Annotated in this window: 14 protein-coding genes; 8 read left to right on the top strand and 6 right to left on the bottom strand. The window is 74.6% G+C overall.

Features of this window, described 5'->3' with window-relative positions:
• Positions 1-94: 94 nt before the first annotated feature.
• The gene (locus ACTWP8_RS32530; protein WP_443325673.1) at positions 95-2530 is read left to right on the top strand and encodes a hypothetical protein; all 2436 of its coding nucleotides are present in this window, start codon (positions 95-97) and stop codon (positions 2528-2530) included.
• Here the strand turns inward: ACTWP8_RS32530 and ACTWP8_RS32535 are convergent.
• From ACTWP8_RS32535 to ACTWP8_RS32550, 4 genes are all read right to left on the bottom strand, one after another.
• Positions 2500-4962 (bottom strand): right-handed parallel beta-helix repeat-containing protein, encoded by a 2463-nt coding sequence (locus ACTWP8_RS32535; RefSeq protein ID WP_443325674.1) that lies wholly within the window; start codon positions 4960-4962, stop codon positions 2500-2502. The genes ACTWP8_RS32530 and ACTWP8_RS32535 overlap by 31 nt on opposite strands.
• Before the next feature lie 104 nt (positions 4963-5066).
• Complete coding sequence (locus tag ACTWP8_RS32540; RefSeq protein WP_443325675.1) at positions 5067-5669, bottom strand: Rv1733c family protein; 603 nt, start codon at positions 5667-5669, stop codon at positions 5067-5069.
• Between the two features lie 106 nt (positions 5670-5775).
• A complete protein-coding gene (locus tag ACTWP8_RS32545) occupies positions 5776-6615 on the bottom strand; it encodes an MOSC domain-containing protein (RefSeq protein ID WP_443325676.1) in 840 nt (279 codons plus the stop codon).
• A gap of 147 nt (positions 6616-6762) precedes the next feature.
• Positions 6763-7251 carry a DUF6643 family protein gene (locus ACTWP8_RS32550; protein WP_443325677.1) on the bottom strand — a complete coding sequence of 163 codons (489 nt, stop codon included), beginning with the start codon at positions 7249-7251 and terminating at the stop codon, positions 6763-6765.
• Between the two features lie 316 nt (positions 7252-7567).
• On the opposite strand from ACTWP8_RS32550, the gene ACTWP8_RS32555 reads away from it, so the two are divergent.
• The gene (locus ACTWP8_RS32555) at positions 7568-8947 is read left to right on the top strand and encodes a TerD family protein (RefSeq protein ID WP_443325678.1); all 1380 of its coding nucleotides are present in this window, start codon (positions 7568-7570) and stop codon (positions 8945-8947) included.
• A gap of 31 nt (positions 8948-8978) precedes the next feature.
• On the opposite strand, the gene ACTWP8_RS32560 is transcribed toward ACTWP8_RS32555, so the two are convergent.
• A complete protein-coding gene (locus ACTWP8_RS32560; protein ID WP_443325709.1) occupies positions 8979-10205 on the bottom strand; it encodes a glycosyltransferase in 1227 nt (408 codons plus the stop codon).
• Positions 10206-10650: 445 nt separating this feature from the next.
• On the opposite strand from ACTWP8_RS32560, the gene ACTWP8_RS32565 reads away from it, so the two are divergent.
• Together ACTWP8_RS32565 and ACTWP8_RS32570 are read left to right on the top strand one after the other, a co-directional pair.
• Complete coding sequence (locus tag ACTWP8_RS32565) at positions 10651-11439, top strand: glutamate racemase (RefSeq protein ID WP_443325679.1); 789 nt, start codon at positions 10651-10653, stop codon at positions 11437-11439.
• Between the two features lie 123 nt (positions 11440-11562).
• Positions 11563-12126, top strand: coding sequence for a hypothetical protein (locus ACTWP8_RS32570; protein ID WP_443325680.1), 564 nt, complete (start codon positions 11563-11565; stop codon positions 12124-12126).
• Here ACTWP8_RS32570 and ACTWP8_RS32575 read toward each other — a convergent pair.
• On the bottom strand, positions 12071-12511 hold the full coding sequence (locus ACTWP8_RS32575; RefSeq protein WP_443325681.1) for a hypothetical protein: 441 nt from the start codon (positions 12509-12511) through the stop codon (positions 12071-12073). The genes ACTWP8_RS32570 and ACTWP8_RS32575 overlap by 56 nt on opposite strands.
• Positions 12512-12695: 184 nt before the next feature.
• Between ACTWP8_RS32575 and ACTWP8_RS32580 the strand changes: the two genes are divergently transcribed.
• The 4 genes from ACTWP8_RS32580 (at position 12696) to ACTWP8_RS32595 (ending at position 16689) form a co-directional block, all read left to right on the top strand.
• Positions 12696-13175 (top strand): NUDIX hydrolase, encoded by a 480-nt coding sequence (locus ACTWP8_RS32580; protein ID WP_443325682.1) that lies wholly within the window; start codon positions 12696-12698, stop codon positions 13173-13175.
• 55 nt (positions 13176-13230) lie between these two features.
• Entirely contained in the window at positions 13231-14052 is an 822-nt protein-coding gene (locus tag ACTWP8_RS32585) for a 3-hydroxybutyrate dehydrogenase (protein ID WP_443325683.1), read from the top strand.
• A gap of 278 nt (positions 14053-14330) precedes the next feature.
• Positions 14331-16319, top strand: a complete 1989-nt coding sequence (locus ACTWP8_RS32590) for a helix-turn-helix domain-containing protein (RefSeq protein WP_443325684.1) — start codon at positions 14331-14333, stop codon at positions 16317-16319.
• 94 nt (positions 16320-16413) lie between these two features.
• On the top strand, positions 16414-16689 hold the full coding sequence (locus tag ACTWP8_RS32595) for a CsbD family protein (protein WP_443325685.1): 276 nt from the start codon (positions 16414-16416) through the stop codon (positions 16687-16689).
• Positions 16690-16753: the final 64 nt, after the last annotated feature.

The following is a 16753-nucleotide window of genomic DNA, read 5'->3' on the forward strand; positions in this document are numbered from 1 at the left end:
CCACGCACGGGTGACAACCGGCCTGGCGCGCATCCGGCTGCGCTGGCAGGATCCTTGGGCGGGACATGTACGGATCGGGGGATCGGGGGATGCGATGGCGTCGGCCATGCAGCCGGGCACGGATGCGACGACGGGGGAGGCCACGGCACCCCGGGACGACGGGCCGCCACTGGCCCTCGAACTCCTGGTGCACGGGGTCGGCGGCACCACGCCGCAGGAGATGCTCGACGACCCCGGCACCGTCCGCGTCGGCGGGGACGAGACGGCGGGCATCCACCGGCGCCGCGAGGACGCCGACGCCGAATCCCGGCCCGCGGACTACCTCGACCGGCCCGTCCCCGAGGCGTACTCCTGGTGCAACCTGACCTCGGGCAACGGCGCCCGTGCCCTGTGGCTGGTCCTGCTGCCCTTCATGGTCGCCAACCTCGCCCACTGGATGCGGCCCGCCGCATCCGGCCGCGGCACCGCCGTACGGACGTACGGCGTGCTGGTGCGGCTGGTCTCCCTCAGCCTCACCGTGCTGCTGGTCGCCGCCGCCTGCGAGGTCGCGCTCGACCTGATCGCCTGGCAGTGCGCCGGCTCTGCGCCCTGCGCCCGCGGCAGGTCCTGGCTCGGGTTCCTCTCCCCGGAGCCGGGATCCCCCATGGCGGAGGCCAGGGGAGGCTGGTGGAGCGAGCCCGGCCGCAGGCTGGCCCTCGCCGCGGTCGTGCCCGCCGCCCTCAACGGCCTGTTGTGGTGGCTCTCGCACCGCACCTGGAGCGCGTACGAGTCGCAGCCGCCGCTGCGCCGCCCGGTCGGCGAGGAGGACCCCGAGGCCGGGGCCCGCCCCGCCCTGTGCCTGCCCGGCTTCTGGTACGGCCGCAGGTTCGTGGCCCGGCTGCGCGCCGCCCACACCGCGGCGGGATTCCTGACCGTCGCCGCCGCTCTCGCCGCTGCCGCCACCCGCTTCGACCGCAAGCCCGGCGGCAGCGCCTGGCTGGACGCGGTCGGCTGGGGGCTCGAGGTCACGCTGGTGGCCTCCGGGGCCTTCGTGGTGTGGGTGGTGTGCAGCAGGGGCCGCAGCGAGACCGAGCCGGACGACCGGATCGACCGGGCCGTCGTACGCGCCCTGCCCGGTACGGCCCTCGCCGTGCTCGGTGTCGCCGTGCTGCACGCCGCCTGGTCGCGCCCCGGCTGGGCCTCGAACGGGGTGCTGCCGGGCGACGAGACCTTCCGTGTGATCGCCCTCGTCCAGGGCACCCTGGTCGTCGCGATCGCCGCCACCGCCTGGTGGCTGCGGCGCTCCGCAGCGGACGACCGCGCCGCGCTGCACGGCCTCGGCGGAGCCGCGGTCGCGATGCTCGCCTGCGCGCTCGGCGGTCTGATGTCCGGCGGAGTGGCCCAGCGGGTCGCGGACTGGCTGGACGGCCCCGGCACGCCCGGCATGGGCGACGGGCCGATCGTCGGCCCGCCGGTCGTGCTCTCCTGGCAGGCCGCCGTCATTCCGGTGCCGCTGCTCGTCCTCGCCGCCCTGGCGGGCTACTTCGCGGGGAAGACCTGGCGGGTCTCACGCCGGATGGCCGTCGAGGTACGGGCGAGCCACCCGGGCGAGCCGGAGGACACCTCGCGCACCCGCGCCATCGCCCGCACCCTCGCCGCGGCCGAACTCACCGACCGCGCCCCCTGGTTCGTCGGCACCACCGCCGCCGTCACGCTCCTGCTCGGCGGCGGGGCGGTCCTCGGATCCTGGGCCACGGGGGAGGTGCCGGGAGAGGCGGCGGAGGGCACCACGGGCCTGGTCGCCGCGAGCGCACAGACCGCCCAGGCGCTCGGATCCTGGCTGGTCGGCGTGGGGTTCATACTGCTCATCACCATGGGAAGGCGCGCCTACCGCGACCCCGCCGCCCGCCGCACCATCGGCATCCTGTGGGACGTCGGCACCTTCTGGCCGCGCGCGGCGCACCCCTTCGCGCCCCCCTGTTACGCCGAGCGCGCCGTCCCCGACCTGACCTGGCGGATGGCCACCTGGACGGAGAACACAGGCGGCCGGCTGGTGATCTCCGGCCACTCCCAGGGCAGCGTCCTCGCGGCCGCCGCGGTCTGGCAGCTCGACTGGCGCACCCGGCGCAGGGTGGCCCTGCTGACGTACGGCTCACCCCTGGAGCGGCTCTACGGGCGCTGGTTCCCCGCCTACTTCGGTCCGCGGCCGATGCGCGCCCTCCACCGCGAGCTGCACTGCTGGCGCAACCTGTGGCGCGGTACGGACCCGATCGGCGGCCCCGTGCTGCCGCTCGACGGCACGGACCGGGAGGTGGACCGCGGGCCGCTGCGCGACCCCCTGGCGTACGGCCGCACGGCCGAACACCCGCTCCCCGCACCGATCCTGGGCCACGGTGACTACCCGGCGGACCCGGCCTTCGCCGAGGAGCGCGCAGGGCTCCTCGCCCGGCTCCCGGACGTGCCGCACCAGCGCGCCGCCGCAACCGCCGCGGCGCCCCGTCCTGAGGCCCCGGAAGCGGGTCAGGACAGCTCGGGGAGGTCCTCCGGGTAGAGGAGGGTCAGGTCGTCCGTGCTCGGGTCCGCGACCTGGGCGACCCGGCCCGCGTGCCGTTCCACCATCGCCTCGAAGGTCTGGCGGGCGGTTCTGCCGTTGCCGAACGCCGGGCCCTTCGGGATCACCGTGAAGTACTTGAGCAGCGCTTCCGCCGCGCCTTCCCCGATCCGGTACTCGTGCTCCTCGGCCTGCTGCTCCACGATGCGCAGCAGCTCCTCGGGTGCGTAGTCGCCGAACCTGATCGTGCGCGAGAAGCGTGAGGCCACACCGGGGTTGACGGACAGGAAGCGCTCCATCTCCGCGGTGTAGCCCGCGACGATCACCACGACCGCGTCGCGGTGGTCCTCCATCAGCTTCACCAGGGTGTCGATCGCCTCGCGGCCGAAGTCCCGCCCGGAGTCCTCGGGGGAGAGGGCGTATGCCTCGTCGATGAACAGCACGCCGCCGCGCGCCCGGTCGAACGCCTCCTGCGTGCGGATCGCCGTGGACCCGATGTGCTCGCCGACCAGGTCGACCCGGGAGACCTCGACGAGATGGCCGCGTTCCAGGACGCCGAGCGAGGCGAGGATCTCGCCGTAGAGCCGCGCGACCGTGGTCTTGCCGGTGCCGGGGGAGCCGGTGAAGACCAGGTGGCGCTTGACGGACGCCGCCTTGAGGCCCGCCTTCTGCCGCCGCCGGCCGACCTCGATCATGTCGGTGAGCGCGCGGACCTCCCGCTTGACGCTCTCCAGGCCGACCAGCCCGTCGAGTTCGCCCAGGACCTCGCCGGAGGGGCGGACCGGGGCGGCGCCCGCCGTTCCCGCCGGTGCGGCGGGCTCCGCGGGGGCCGTTGCCTGCTGGGGCACTGTGGAGAGCAGTCCGGCCGTACGGGCCTCGGTCTGCAGCGCGGGCGCCGTGGCGGGCGCCGAAGGGGACCTGCGGTGCTCGGCGCTCTCGTCGCTGGTGCAGTCCTCGCAGACCGGCCCTCCCCCATAGCCTTCGGCATGGGTGGGAGTACCCCCATCGGCGAACTCGTAGCCGCCGCGCGCGCACCGCTCGGTACGGCAGCGGGTCAGGGTCGTACGGCAGCCGTCGATGATGTGGAAGCCGTATCCGCCGCTGCCCGTCACCCGGCAGCTGTTGAAGGTCCCCCGGCCCTCCGCCGACACGTAGAAGCCCGCCTCCGAAGGGGAGGTGACCGTGCACCGCTCCACCGTCGGGTCGGCGCCCTTGGTGACGATGACGCCCGTCGCCGCCCCGTCGATGGTGCAGCCCGCGAGGGTGCCGCCGCTGCCGTGGTCGCGGAACCACGCCCCGGTCGTGGCTTCCCGGATCCGGCAGTCGTCCAGCTGCGCGCTCGCCCCGTCGCTCACCGACACCGCGGTGTTGCGGACCCCCGAGATGTCGCTGTCGACGACATCGGCGCGGGAGCCCCGATCGAGGACGAACAGCGCGTCGGGCACGTCGTGCACCCGGCACGATTCGAGGACCGCGACCGCACCGTCGCTCACCCACACCGCCGGGTAGTCGCCCGTACTGTCATGTATCTCGCACTGGTTGGCGTCCACGCGGGTGCCCGGGTCCCAGACGGAAAGGCCGTTGCGCCCGAAGCGGCGCACCGTGCTGCGGGTGAGGGCGAGCACCGAGCGGGAGCGCAGGTCGACCGCGTTCTCCGGAATGTCGTGGAGCCGGCAGTCGGCGAGCGTGAGAACGGCGTCGGTGTCGAGGGTGACGCCGTCCGCCGACGTCCGGTGCACGGTGCAGTCGGTGAGGTGGCCTGCGGCCCGCGAGGCGATCTGCACGCCCGCGCCCTTGATCTCGTACACCTCGCAGCCGACCGCCTCCACTGAGGTGCCCTCGCCCGTCAGCGAGAGGCCGGCACCGGAGGCGTGGTGGATCCGGCAGCGCTCCAGGCGCGGGTGCGCGCCGCCGCGCACGGCCACGCCGGACTGGCCCGCGCTGACCACCTCGCACTCCTCGAAGAGCCCGCCGGAGCCGTCGAGGGCGGCGATGCCGACCCCGGCCGGGTTGTCCACGGTGCAGCGCCGGACGACGGGGCGGGCGCCACCGCGCACCTCGATGCCCGTGGCCGAGCGGGTGGCCACCCGCAGATCCGTCAACTCCGGCGTCCCGTCCTCGACGAGCAGCGCAGGGGCGGCGGAGTCCTGGCCCTCGATGTGCAGCTGCTGGACGGTGGCCGAGGCACGCACCGTCAGGGCCACGCCGTCGGAGGGGGCGATGCGCACCGAGCCGCGGGAGCCGTCCGTACCGCGCAGGGTCACGGCCCGCTGGATCACCAGGTTCTCGCGGTACGTGCCGGGGGCGATGGAGAGCACATCACCGTCTCCCGCGGCCTCCAGGGCCGCGGCGAGGGAGGCGTACTCGCCTGTGCGGCGCCGCCACCGCGACGTGCCGGTGTGCGTCACCTGGACCGTGCCCTGTGGTGCCATGCTGCTGCTGTGCCCCCACCTCGTGCGTGCCTTCGCCGCGTACGGCTCGTACCGGTTGTGCTGGCGCACCACCGTAGCGCGCGCGGAGGAGGCGAGTTGACAGCTCAGCTGCCTGCGCCCGTCCTGCCCCAGTCCTGACCGGCTCGTTCCCAGGCCCGGTCCCAGTCCTCGTAACGCCGGCGCAACATGCGCCATACGGCCAGCCGCCGCGCGGCCTCCACGAGACCTGCCGCCACGGCGCCGGCACCGGCGCCCGCGAGCATGGCGTGCGAGGTCGCCGTGGTGCCGTCCATGGGGCGGGGTACGAGCCGTCCGTGGTCGTCGGTCCAGACGCGGAAGCGGTCGCCGGGGGCAGCTGTACGCGGGGCGTCGGCAGGGCCGGTGTTCACGGTGCCGTCGGGGGCCGTCCAGTTGGCGACGACGCGCCGGCCGGAGTCACGGGCGGAGGAGGTCTCAGGGTCGGGGTCGACGTGCGGCTGCTGCATCAGCCGGACGACCGTTGCCGGGACGGGATGCCGCTGCTCATGCTGCTTGCGCACGGACTGCGCCAGCGCGTCCTGGGCCAGGGAGCCCACCGTGACCCCGGCGGCCGGGGCTCCAGCGGCGATGAACAGGGCGGCGAGCAGCGCCACCCAGGACTCGACGAGATCGGTCCGGCGGCGCAGCGGATTGCGCCGCCACCGCCAGAGCCCGGTCATCGCTCGCATGGCCAAGCACCCCCTTCCGACTCCGTAAGTACCTTCATGGAGCGCGGTACATGCCCGAAACGCGCGAAGAGAGAGCAACGTCACCACCCATGAGTGATGCTCCACTTCAGGCGAACACCGGCTGCTTCTCGATCTCCACGGGATCGCCGGTGCGGATCGTCCCGGTCCCCTCCGGGATCAGATTCTGGCCGAAGACGAGCCGGTCGCCAAAGCGCCGGTGGCGGGCCAGCGTGCGCAGGGGCTCCTTGCCGCGTTCGGCGGTCCGCTGGTCGGTCGTGGTGATCACGCAGCGGCTGCACGGCTTGACGACGCGGAAGGAGACCTCGCCGATCCGGATCCGGGACCAGTCGTCCTCGGCCCACGGAGCCGTGCCGTCCACGACGACGTTCGGCCGGAACCGGTGCATCGGGAGCGGGCCCTCGTCCGCATGGTCGCCCTGCGCTATCAGGGAGTTGAGGGCGTCGAGAGAGGCCGTGGTGGTGACCATGAGGGGAAAGCCGTCGGCGAACGTCACGGTCTCGCCGGGGCGGGCGTACGCCGGGTGAACCGGCCGCCTGCGCGCGGGCTCGTCGAGATGCACCAGCCGCACCTCGGTGCCGAGCCAGCCGCTGAACCACTCGGCCGCCGGCGCCCCCGCCGACACCGCATCGACCTTGTCCCGCCAGACCTCCACGGCGGTCGTGCCGATGCGCTCGGGAACCTCGACGGTGAGCTGCCCACCTCCCGGTGCGGTGACTCGGACGCCGCCGTCGGGCAGCGGCCGGGCGGCCGCCAACGCCAGCCGCGGATGCTCCCGTTGGGTCAGAAACCGGCCGTCCGGTCCGACCAACATCCACCTGCGGTCCCCGGCGAGCCCCCACGGCTCCACTGCCGCCTCGCTCGGGGCGCACCCCGCCACCGACTTGACCGGATAGACATGGACCGCACTGAGCACAGGATTCCGCATGTGGTCAGTCTGCCAGCCGGGTCGGACACCCGCCCCGGCGGACGGCCCCCGGGACAGCCCGGCGGCCGCGACGACCGGACCGCGGCGGCCGTGGGCGCGGTTCGCGGCCCGGCTGCGCCCCGTCAGTGGGCCGGTCAGCGGCCGGTGTCAGTAACCCCGGGCCTGGTACGGGCGCCCGTACGGATCCTCGTACGGAGACGGTGCGGGCCGCGGGGCCTGGGCCGGACGCGGAGTCTGTGCCGGACGCGGGGCCGCCGGCCGGGGCGCGGCGGGGCGCATCTGGTCGTAGCCGGTGCCGCCGGGCGGCGTCGGGTGCTGCTGCGGCCCCGGGTACCCGCGCGGGCCGGTGGCCTGCTGCGGGATGTACGGCGCAGGGGCGTGCTGCAGCGGTGCGGGCTGCGGATAGCCGTACGAGGGCGTGTGCTGGGGGTGCTGGGACGGGCCGCCCGAGGGGAGCGCGGGCAGCGCCGGGGGGAGTGCCGGCAGGTAGCTGCCGGACTCGTACGCAGAGGGAACCCGGATGGGCGCGATCTGCGGCGTGCCGCGCTCTGCGACGAGGCTGTCGTAGATCGGCGTGTCCGGGAAGGAAGGCGCTGAGTAGTAGCCGCCGCCATAGGTGGAGCGGGGGGAGGTCATGCCTCATAAGTTAAGCCCACGATGTGCTGGTTGGGGAGACCGATAAGAGGGTTGTTTCTCGTGTTCGGAGTGACTCTGGGCCCCCAATGTGAGCGAACCTGTGGAAAGGGGACTTCTTGCCGAGTTGAAACCATGTAAAGGCCGAGTTCCCGGCGGGTTACCCGAGGTTGGCGGGCAGGGGCGCTCCGCGGGCTGTCCTCGGCACTTCCGGTACCGCACTCGGCGTGGCGGGCCTTAGGTTTGTCCCGGGACATCACAGGACCGGGTTCCGGCGGACCAGGAGCCGTAATTCCGGCGGATTCAAGAGGGGGAGAGCATGGCGATGCGCAAGGGCACGAACGTTCCGATTCCGGCGCCCGCGGTACGGGTCGAGCTGGGCTGGCGCAGCGGCGCCGGCGTGCCGGACGCCGACGCCTCGGCGCTGCTCCTCCAGGGATCCGGGAAGGTCCGTTCCGACGCGGACTTCGTCTTCTACAACCAGCCCGCGCACTCCTCGGGAGCCGTACGGCACGAGGGCAAGAGCACGGCAGGCGGCGCCGTGACGGACACCCTGTCCGTGGACCTCGCCAAGGTCGAGCCCGCCATCGAGACCGTCGTCCTGGCCGCGTCCGCGGACGGCGGCAGCTTCGGGCAGGTGCCGGGTCTGTACGTCCGGGTGCTGGACGCGGCGGGCGGTGCGGAGCTCGCCCGCTTCGACAGCGACGACGCGACGGTCGAGACGGCCTTCGTGCTCGGCGAGCTCTACCGCAGGCAGGGGGCGTGGAAGTTCCGGGCCGTCGGGCAGGGCTATGGCACCGGACTCGCCGGGCTGGCCACGGACTTCGGGATCACGGTCGACGAGCCGCAGACCGCCGCTCCGGCGCCTCCGCCCGCTCCGGCTGCCCCGCCCGCTCCGGTCCAGGCTCCGGTTCCCGCCCCTGCGCCCCCTGCACCCGCCCCTGCGCCGAATCCCGTCACCGCCCCGCCCCCGGCGCCCGTACAGCCGCCCGCGCCCCCCGCCGCTCCCATGCCCCCCGCCGCCGCTCCCGCGCCCCCCGGAGCGGGCCCGGCGCCGGTGCGCCTCACGAAGGTCACGCTCACCAAGCAGGCCCCGTCCGTCTCGCTGACCAAGCAGGGCGGTACGTCCGGGGCGATGCGGGTCAACCTCAACTGGCAGGTGCACAAGCAGTTCAAAGGCTGGGGGAGCAAACTCGGCCGGGCCATGGCCATGCACTCCGACCTCGACCTCGACCTGTGCGCGCTGTACGAGCTCAGCGACGGCAGCAAGGGCGTCGTCCAGGCCCTCGGCAACGCCTACGGCTCCCTCCACCAGCCGCCGTTCATCCACCTCGACGGCGACGACAGGACCGGAGCGGTGTCGTCCGGCGAGAACCTCACGGTCAACCTCGACTACAAGCAGTACTTCCGGCGGATCCTGATCTTCGTCACGATCTACGAGGGCGCGCGCAGCTTCGCCGACCTGCACGCCACCGTCACCTTGCACCCGCAGCACGGTGCGCCGGTCGACTTCTCGCTCGACGAGTGCACCGTCCCGTCCACGGTCTGCGCGCTCGCGCTCATCACCAACACGGGGGGCGGCGAACTCGTCGTCCAGCGCGAGGCCCGCTACCTGATCCCCGAGCGCGGAGTCAGCCCGCAGCGCACGGTCGACTACGCCTATGGCTGGGGGATGAACTGGACGCCGGGCCGGAAGTGACCGGGCGGCCGGGGGCGATCCGGAGTGAGCCTTACGGCCCGGCGCTCTCCTCGGCGGCGCCGGCCCGGCCGGAGCGTGCCGTACGTGCCCGCTCCGGCCGCGGATACGTCCGCCCCTTCCAGGCGGCGCCCCGGCCCCGGCAGTGCTGCACGGCCGAGTCGACGGTCATCAGGAGGTAGAGGGCGGCCGTGAACGGCAGCAGCGGGGCGAGCCACAGCGGCTGGGCGTAGTAGCGCAGCATCGGCACGTAGGTCCCGGTCATCAGTGCCCACGCCGCGGCGCCCGGCAGCGCCGCGCCGGGGCTCCCGTACAGTGCACCGCCCAACAGCGCCACCGGGGGCGCGAGATAGACCACCGCGAGCCCCGCGACGGTCGCCACCAGCAGCAGGGGGTTGTGCCGCAGCTGCGCGTACGCGCTGCGGGACACCATCCGCCACAGCTCGCCCAGGCGCGGATACGGGCGCACGCTGTCCACCCGGTCCGCGAGCCCCAGCCAGATCCGGCCGCCGCTGCGCTTCACCGCGCGCGCGAGCGCCACGTCGTCGATCACGGCGTGCCGGATGATCTCGGGGACGCCCGCCCGCACGGCGGCGGAGTCGCGCAGCAGCACGCAGCCGCCTGCCGCGGCCGCCGTCCGCGCATCCGCTCGGTTCACCCACCGGAACGGATACAGCTGCGCGAAGAAGTACACGAACGCGGGGACGATCAGCCGCTCCCAGGCCGTCGCCACGCGCAGCCGCGCCATCTGCGACACGAGGTCGAGCCCTGCCGTGCGGGCCGCGCCCACCAACTCCCGCAGGCTGTCGGGGGTGTGGGCGATGTCGGCGTCGGTGAGGAGCAGATACTCGGGGGCGGGCGTAGGACGGGAGCGGGCGAGCGCGATGCCGTGCCGCACCGCCCACAGCTTGCCGGTCCAGCCGGGCTCCGGCTCGCCGGGGGAGGAGACGGTCAGTGGCAGGCCGTGGGTCCGGGCGGCGAGTTCGCGCGCGATGCGGCCGGTGCCGTCGGTACTGCCGTCGTCGACGAGGAAGATCTCGGCGTGGCCCGGATAGTCCTGCGCGAGCAGGGACCCGAGGCTCACGGGCAGCACCTCGGCCTCGTCCCGCGCGGGCACGACAACGGCCACGGCGGGCCAGTCACCGTCCTCTCCGCCGGCCGGAGCCCGCTCCGGCAGCCGCACCCCGGTCCGCCAGAACCCCCCTTGGCCGAGCAGCAACCACACCCACGCGGCGAACGATCCGGCAGCGATCCACGTCAGCACGCTCACCCACGGCAGTCTGCCGGACGGTGCCTTCGGGAACGGCGAGGCGCGTACGTTTCCGCCCGGCTGCCGACTGCCTGACCGGCTGCCTGGCCGGCCGGGTTGGCGGGGTTGGCCGGGTTGGCGGGGTTGGCCGGACGCACCGCTCCCGGGCGGTGGCGGGGGCGGGGCGCGGGCGCCGGGCCGGGCGATGCCGGGGAGTCCGGTCAGGCCGGATGCGCGCAGTCAGCCGGCCGCTGCCGCGGCCGGAGGCGATGGCGCCCGTACCTGCGCGCAGGGCCTGTGCTCGCCGGAGGGCGCTGCCGGGCATGTGGCTGGCCCGCGCTGCCGCGGCCCGCACCGCTGTTCCGGCGCGCGACCGGCGGCTGCCTGGCCGCAGGGCAGGCGTTCTGTGGACCCCGGCCGGAAGGGCTCAGGGGCCCTATCGCATAAGGTTTGGCGGGTGAAGATCGCGCTCATGGACTCCGGTATCGGGCTTCTTGCGGCCGCGGCCGCGGTCCGTCGGCTGCGGCCGGATGCCGCTCTCGTGCTCAGCTCGGACCCCGACAGCATGCCGTGGGGTCCGCGGACCCCGGACGACGTCACCGCGCACGCGCTCGCCTGCGCCAAGGCGGCCGCGGCGCACCGGCCCGACGCGCTGATCGTCGCGTGCAACACCGCATCCGTGCACGCCCTCCCCGCGCTCCGCGCCGAGCTGGAGCCGGCGCTGCCCGTGATCGGAACCGTTCCGGCGATCAAGCCCGCCGCCGCGACGGGTGGTCCTGTGGCCATCTGGGCGACTCCCGCCACCACCGGCAGCCCGTACCAGCGAGGTCTGATCAAGGACTTCGCCGACGAGGTCGTGACCACGGAGGTGCCGTGCCCCGGGCTCGCCGACGCCGTGCAGCGCGCCGACGAGCAGGCGATCGACGACGCGATCGCCGCCGCGGCCGCCCTCACGCCCCGTGACGTAAGGGCCCTCGTCCTGGGCTGCACCCACTATGAACTCGTCGCCGAGCGGATCCGGGCCGCCGTACAGCCGCCGCAGCTGCCGCCGATCGCGCTGCACGGTTCCGCCGGGGCCGTCGCGGCCCAGGCGCTGCGCCGGATCGGCGCGCAGCCTGCGCCCGCGGCCGATCCGGCCGACCGGCTGACCGTGATCCTGGGCGGCCAGGAGGCCGCCCTCCCTGCCGCCGCCCTGGCATACGCCGAGGGGCGCGCGCTGACGGCCGGAAGCCCCGCGAACAGGTAAATCAGGCGCCCAGCGGGATAGCGGGCGGCTGCGCCCACGTGCTTCCCCCCATGGTGCGATGCACATACAGTCGCCGCCCGCAACCCCCTGCTCCGGCTGCCGATCACGGGTACGCTCACTCCCATGAGGGACGACCCCCAGGACGACTCGGGAGCGGCGGAACGCGTCCCCGAGGTCTGGACCGGGCGCGCTGTCAACCGCGCGCAGTGGCCGCTCGCCGCACTCGGCGCGGCCTGCATGGCCCTCGGCATCGAGCTCGCCGTGGACTCTCCGTGGACCTCCGGCATCGCCCCGCTCCTCATGTCCGTGATCGGCTGCGTCGCCGCCGGGCTGCTGATCCTTTTCGGCACGCTCGCCTTCGTCCACGTCCACGTACGGGTCGACAAGGAGGCCGTCGAGGTGCGCTGCGGCCACGTCGGCCTGCCGCGCCGCCGTATCCCGCTGGAGAACGTCGTCGGCGCCTACTTCGCGCCCCGCGTCACCCCTCACGAATGGGGCGGCTGGGGTTACCGCTGGCGCCCGGAGAAGGGCACGGCCGTCGTCGTACGCCGCGGCGAGGGTCTTGTCGTACGGCTCGGGGACGGCCGCGTCTTTACGGTGACCGTGGACGACGCCGAGGTCGCGGTGCGCGTCATTCGGGACCGGCTGCGCCGGATGGCTGCGGCCCGCCGCGCAGCCCAGGCCTGACCCCTGCCCTGCCGCGCATGGCCCCCAGGCCGCGAGCTGCCCTCGCCGCGGCGGCGAACTGCGCGGCGCTCGCGCCCGTATGGCCCGGGACGGGGTCCGCGGCCGCGCCCAGCGGGCCGTACGGCGCGGTGACCGCGAGTGCCACCCCGGCGAGGGCGGCGAGAGCGGGCGCGGCCACCGGCAGCACCGCTCCGCCGATCCGTCCGCAGGCGTATCCCGTCGCAGCGACCGCGAGCAGCGCGAGGAGCATCCCTTCGGGGCGCGACTCGCGCCCCGCGGCGGTGGTGAGCGCCCAGCCGGCGCAACAGCCGATGACGACGACGCCGGGCACGTCTGCGGCGCCGCCGCGTTCCCGTACCGCGGGTCCTGCGGCAGACGGCGCCATCCCGTCGAACCCCAGCTCGGACGGGCTCCGCTCGCGACAGTGGGGATGCCGCCAGTGGGCACATGGCTCGCCACACCGTAACGGCTGAGGCCGCAGCGTGTGGAGCCGTTGTGCGGAAACGATGCGGCGCAGGGGCCCGGCGGGACGTCAGGGGTGGGATTCGCCTTGCGGATACGCTCGATGCATGGCGACCCCCGACTTCATCCGCGAGCTGCGCGCGAGCGCCGGGCACCAGCTCCTCTGGCTCCCCGGCGTCAGCGCCATCGTCTTCGACGACGACGGCCGGGTGCTGCTCGGGCGGCGGACCGACACCGGCAGGTGGTCGATCATCGGAGGCATCTGCGACCCCGGCGAGCAGCCCGCCCAGACGGCCGTGCGCGAGGTGTACGAGGAGACGGCGGTGCGCTGCGTGCCGGAGCGGGTCGTCCTCGTCCAGGCGCTCGACCCCATCGAGTACCCCAACGGCGACCTGTGCCAGTTCATGGACATCACGCTGCGCTGCCGGGCGGTCGGCGGCGAGGCGCGGGTGAACGACGAGGAGTCCCTGGACGTGGCGTGGTTCCCGCTGGACAGGCTGCCCGACCTGGAGGACTTCGTCCTCATGCGGATCAAGCAGGCGCTGGGCGAGGGCCCGGCGTGGTTCGAGCCCATCGTCACTCTCTGAACTGTGTAGCGCTGCCACATCGGTCGCGCGGCACCCCCTCCTTAGTGTGCCGGTCATGACCGTCCCCTCCCCATCAGGTCCCGCCCCCGCCGCCGGTCCTGCCCCCCACACCGTCGCCCTCGACCTCGGCGGCCGCACCGCGCTCGTCACCGGTGCCGCCAGCGGCATCGGCAGCGCCTGCGCGCTCCGGCTCGCCGCAGCGGGAGCCAAGGTGCGGGCCGTGGACCGGGACGCCGCAGGGCTCGACGCCCTCGCCGAACGCGCCGCCGGGCTGGCCGGTGCCCTCGAGCCGCACACCCTGGACCTCACCGACCTCGACGCCGCGGAACAGGCCGCCGCGGGCTCCGACGTCCTGGTCAACAACGCCGGTCTGCAACTCGTCCGCCCCATCGAGGAGTTCCCGCCCGAGGTGTTCTCGACGGTCCTCACGGTGATGCTGGAGGCGCCGTTCCGGCTCGTACGCGGTGCCCTTCCGCACATGTACGGCCAGGGGTGGGGCAGGATCGTCAACATCTCGTCCGTGCACGGCCTGCGCGCATCCGCGTACAAGTCCGCGTACGTCGCCGCCAAGCACGGTCTCGAGGGGCTCTCCAAGGTCGCGGCGCTCGAGGGCGCCCCGCACGGCGTCACCTCCAACTGCGTCAGCCCCGGCTACGTCCGCACCCCGCTGGTCGAGCGGCAGATCGCCGACCAGGCCGCCGCCCACGGCATCTCCGCCGAACGCGTCGTCTCCGAGGTGCTGCTGGCGGGGTCGGCGCTGAAGCGGCTCGTGGAGCCCGAGGAGGTCGCCGAGGCCGTGGCCTACCTGTGCTCTCCGCAGGCCTCGTTCATCACCGGAGCCTCGCTCCCGCTCGACGGCGGATGGACCGCGCACTGAACGCCTCCGGCGCGGAGGACGGGAGGACCGGCCCGCCCGGCCCCTCGGCCCGCCCCGCCGCCGAAGGCCCTCCGGGCCCCGGCAGCCGGGTCGGGCCGCCCCAGCCGTCCGGCGGGCGGCCCGACGCTCGTGCGGCGGCCGACGGCGAGGACGGCGGCGCGGGCCCCGGCGCACGCGTACTCCCCAGCGCCCGTGCGGGCCCCGGCGGGCCCCTTCAGGCACGGGCACCGCGGCCCGAGGCTGGCGCAGGCGCCGGTCGGGCAGGTATCCCTGTGACCATGTCCCGAGCACGACCGCGGCCCGCCGCATCCACCGCCGAAGCCCCCTACCTGGAGCTTCTCTCCCGCGGCGCGCCGGCGGAGGAGTACGAGCGGCCCGTCCTGCGCGCCCGCGCCGAAGGCGCCTCCGCGGAGGAGCTCGCGAGCCTGGAGCGCGGCAAGCTCCTCGCCCTGCGGGTGCGCACCGAGCTGGAGGGGCGGCGGCGCCGCGAGGCGGAGCTGTCCGCCCTCTTCGAGACCGCCCACGACCTGGCCGGGCTGCGCGACCTCGACGCCGTGCTGCACGCCATCGTGCAGCGGGCCCGCTCGCTGCTGGGCACCGAGGTCGCGTATCTGACCCTCAACGACCCCAAGGCCGGTGACACGTACATGCGCGTCACGGACGGGTCGGTCTCGGCACGGTTCCAGCAGCTGCGGCTCGGGATGGGGGAGGGGCTCGGCGGGCTCGTCGCCCAGACCGCCCGCCCGTACGTCACCGACAGCTACTTCGACGACGCGCGGTTCCAGCACACCCGTACCATCGACGCGGGCGTCCAGGACGAGGGCCTCGTCGCGATCCTCGGCGTACCGCTGGTGCTCGGCAGCGGCGTCATCGGCGTGCTCTTCGCCGCCGACCGCCGCGCCCGCGTCTTCGAGCGCGAGCAGATCGCCCTGCTCGCCTCCTTCGCCGCGCACGCCGCCGTCGCGATCGACACCGCCAACCTCCTCGCCGAGACCCGGTCAGCCCTCGCCGAGCTGGAGGCCGCCAACGAGATCATCCGGGACCGCAGCGGTGTCATCGAGCGCGCCTCCGAGGTGCACGACCGGCTCACCGAACTGGTGCTGCGCGGCGGGGGAGTGCACGACGTCGCCGACGCGGTGGCCGAAGTGCTGTGCGGCGCGGTCGAGTTCGCCGAGGCCGGAGCCGCGCCCGCTCCGGCCGTCGACCGGTCGCGCGCCGACGGCCACGCCGTACGGCACGGGGACGACTGGGTGGCCGCCGTCTCCGCGGGCGGCGAACTCCTCGGCGCCCTCGTCCTGCACGGCCACCCCGGCCTCGACCCGGTCGACCAGCGCACCTTCGAGCGGGCCGCCATGGTCACCTCCCTCCTGCTGCTGGCCCGGCGCTCCGCCGGCGAGGCCGAGCAGCGGGTGCGCGGGGAGCTCCTCGACGACCTCCTCGACGCGCCGGACCGCGACCCGGGGCTGCTCCGCGAGCGCGCGGCCCGGCTGCAGGCCGACCTCGACGCGCCGCACGTCGTGCTCTCCGCGCGCGTGGAGGTGTCGCCCGCGGCGGGCGCCCGGCCGGGGGTACGTCCCCTGGCTGCACCGGGGGTGCCCTCACCGCCGAGGGCGGGGGGCGAGACCGCAGAGCAGGAGACCGCCGACCGCCAGCGGCTGTGGTCCGCCGCCTCCCACCTGGCCGCCACCCGGCACGGCCTGGCCTCGGCGCGCGACGGCGGCACCGTGCTCCTGCTGCCGCTCGGCTCAGGCGACACCGCGGCCGCGACCGCGCGGCACGCCGCCCGGCAGCTGGGCACCGCCGTGCACCACCCCGTCACGGTGGGCGCCTCCGCGCCCGTGCCCGAGCCCGTGGCGCGCCCTGGGTCCGTGGCCGCCGGGTACGCGGAGTCCCGGCGCTGTCTCGAGGCGCTGCGGCTGCTGGGCCGGGCGGGAGAGGGCGCCGCCGCCGAGGACTTCGGCTTCCTCGGGCTGCTGCTGGCCGACAGCCGGGACGTCGGTGCCTTCGTGCACCGCACCATCGGCGCCGTCACCGACTACGACGAGCGCCGGGGAACCGACCTGGTCCGCACCCTCGAGGCGTACTTCGCCTGCGGGATGAGCCCGGCCCGTACGAAGGACGAGCTGCACGTGCACGTCAACACGGTCGCCCAGCGTCTGGAGCGCATCGGCCGGCTCCTGGGCTGCGACTGGCAGTCGCCCTCCCGGGCCCTGGAGGTCCAGCTGGCGCTGCGGCTGCACCGGCTGGGCGGCGCCGTCGACCGCTGACGGCTCCGCCCGGCGTGCGTGCTCGCACCCCCTGCGGCAGCGTGGACGGCGGACGAATTCCGTCCACATCCGACAGGACAGGAAAGGCAGTTCCATGAGCTCCATGGGAGAGCAGAGCGGCGGCCGTCGCGGCAGCGCCGACAAGATGAGCGGTGCGGCTGACTCGATGAAGGGCCGGGCCAAGGAGATGGCAGGCGAGGTCTCCGGGGACGAACAGATGCGTGTCAAGGGCATGGCCGAGCAGGCCAAGGGCAAGGCCAAGCAGGCGGCGGGCCGGGCGAAGGAGAACATCGCCGGAGCCCGGAGCTCCATGAAGGGCAAGAGCAAGAGCAAGAGTCAGGGAGAGGGGCAGGGCCGGCGCAAGCGCTGAGCCGGCGGCCGCGGGCGGACCCCACAACCACCCCCCTCCCCCCCCCCCCCCCCCCCCCCCCCCC

Source organism: Streptomyces sp. 7N604 (genome assembly GCF_052245475.1).
Taxonomy (GTDB): Bacteria; Actinomycetota; Actinomycetes; order Streptomycetales; family Streptomycetaceae; genus Streptomyces.

What these genes read in the sequence shown, in the direction of transcription:
- ACTWP8_RS32530 (WP_443325673.1), top strand. Translation starts at nt 95, where the DNA reads ATGGCGTCGGCCATGCAGCCGGGCACGGATGCGACGACGGGGGAGGCC.
- ACTWP8_RS32535 (WP_443325674.1), bottom strand. Translation starts at nt 4,962, where the DNA reads ATGGCACCACAGGGCACGGTCCAGGTGACGCACACCGGCACGTCGCGG.
- ACTWP8_RS32540 (WP_443325675.1), bottom strand. Translation starts at nt 5,669, where the DNA reads ATGCGAGCGATGACCGGGCTCTGGCGGTGGCGGCGCAATCCGCTGCGC.
- ACTWP8_RS32545 (WP_443325676.1), bottom strand. Translation starts at nt 6,615, where the DNA reads ATGCGGAATCCTGTGCTCAGTGCGGTCCATGTCTATCCGGTCAAGTCG.
- ACTWP8_RS32550 (WP_443325677.1), bottom strand. Translation starts at nt 7,251, where the DNA reads ATGACCTCCCCCCGCTCCACCTATGGCGGCGGCTACTACTCAGCGCCT.
- ACTWP8_RS32555 (WP_443325678.1), top strand. Translation starts at nt 7,568, where the DNA reads ATGGCGATGCGCAAGGGCACGAACGTTCCGATTCCGGCGCCCGCGGTA.
- ACTWP8_RS32570 (WP_443325680.1), top strand. Translation starts at nt 11,563, where the DNA reads ATGAGGGACGACCCCCAGGACGACTCGGGAGCGGCGGAACGCGTCCCC.
- ACTWP8_RS32575 (WP_443325681.1), bottom strand. Translation starts at nt 12,511, where the DNA reads ATGGCGCCGTCTGCCGCAGGACCCGCGGTACGGGAACGCGGCGGCGCC.
- ACTWP8_RS32580 (WP_443325682.1), top strand. Translation starts at nt 12,696, where the DNA reads ATGGCGACCCCCGACTTCATCCGCGAGCTGCGCGCGAGCGCCGGGCAC.
- ACTWP8_RS32585 (WP_443325683.1), top strand. Translation starts at nt 13,231, where the DNA reads ATGACCGTCCCCTCCCCATCAGGTCCCGCCCCCGCCGCCGGTCCTGCC.
- ACTWP8_RS32590 (WP_443325684.1), top strand. Translation starts at nt 14,331, where the DNA reads ATGTCCCGAGCACGACCGCGGCCCGCCGCATCCACCGCCGAAGCCCCC.
- ACTWP8_RS32595 (WP_443325685.1), top strand. Translation starts at nt 16,414, where the DNA reads ATGAGCTCCATGGGAGAGCAGAGCGGCGGCCGTCGCGGCAGCGCCGAC.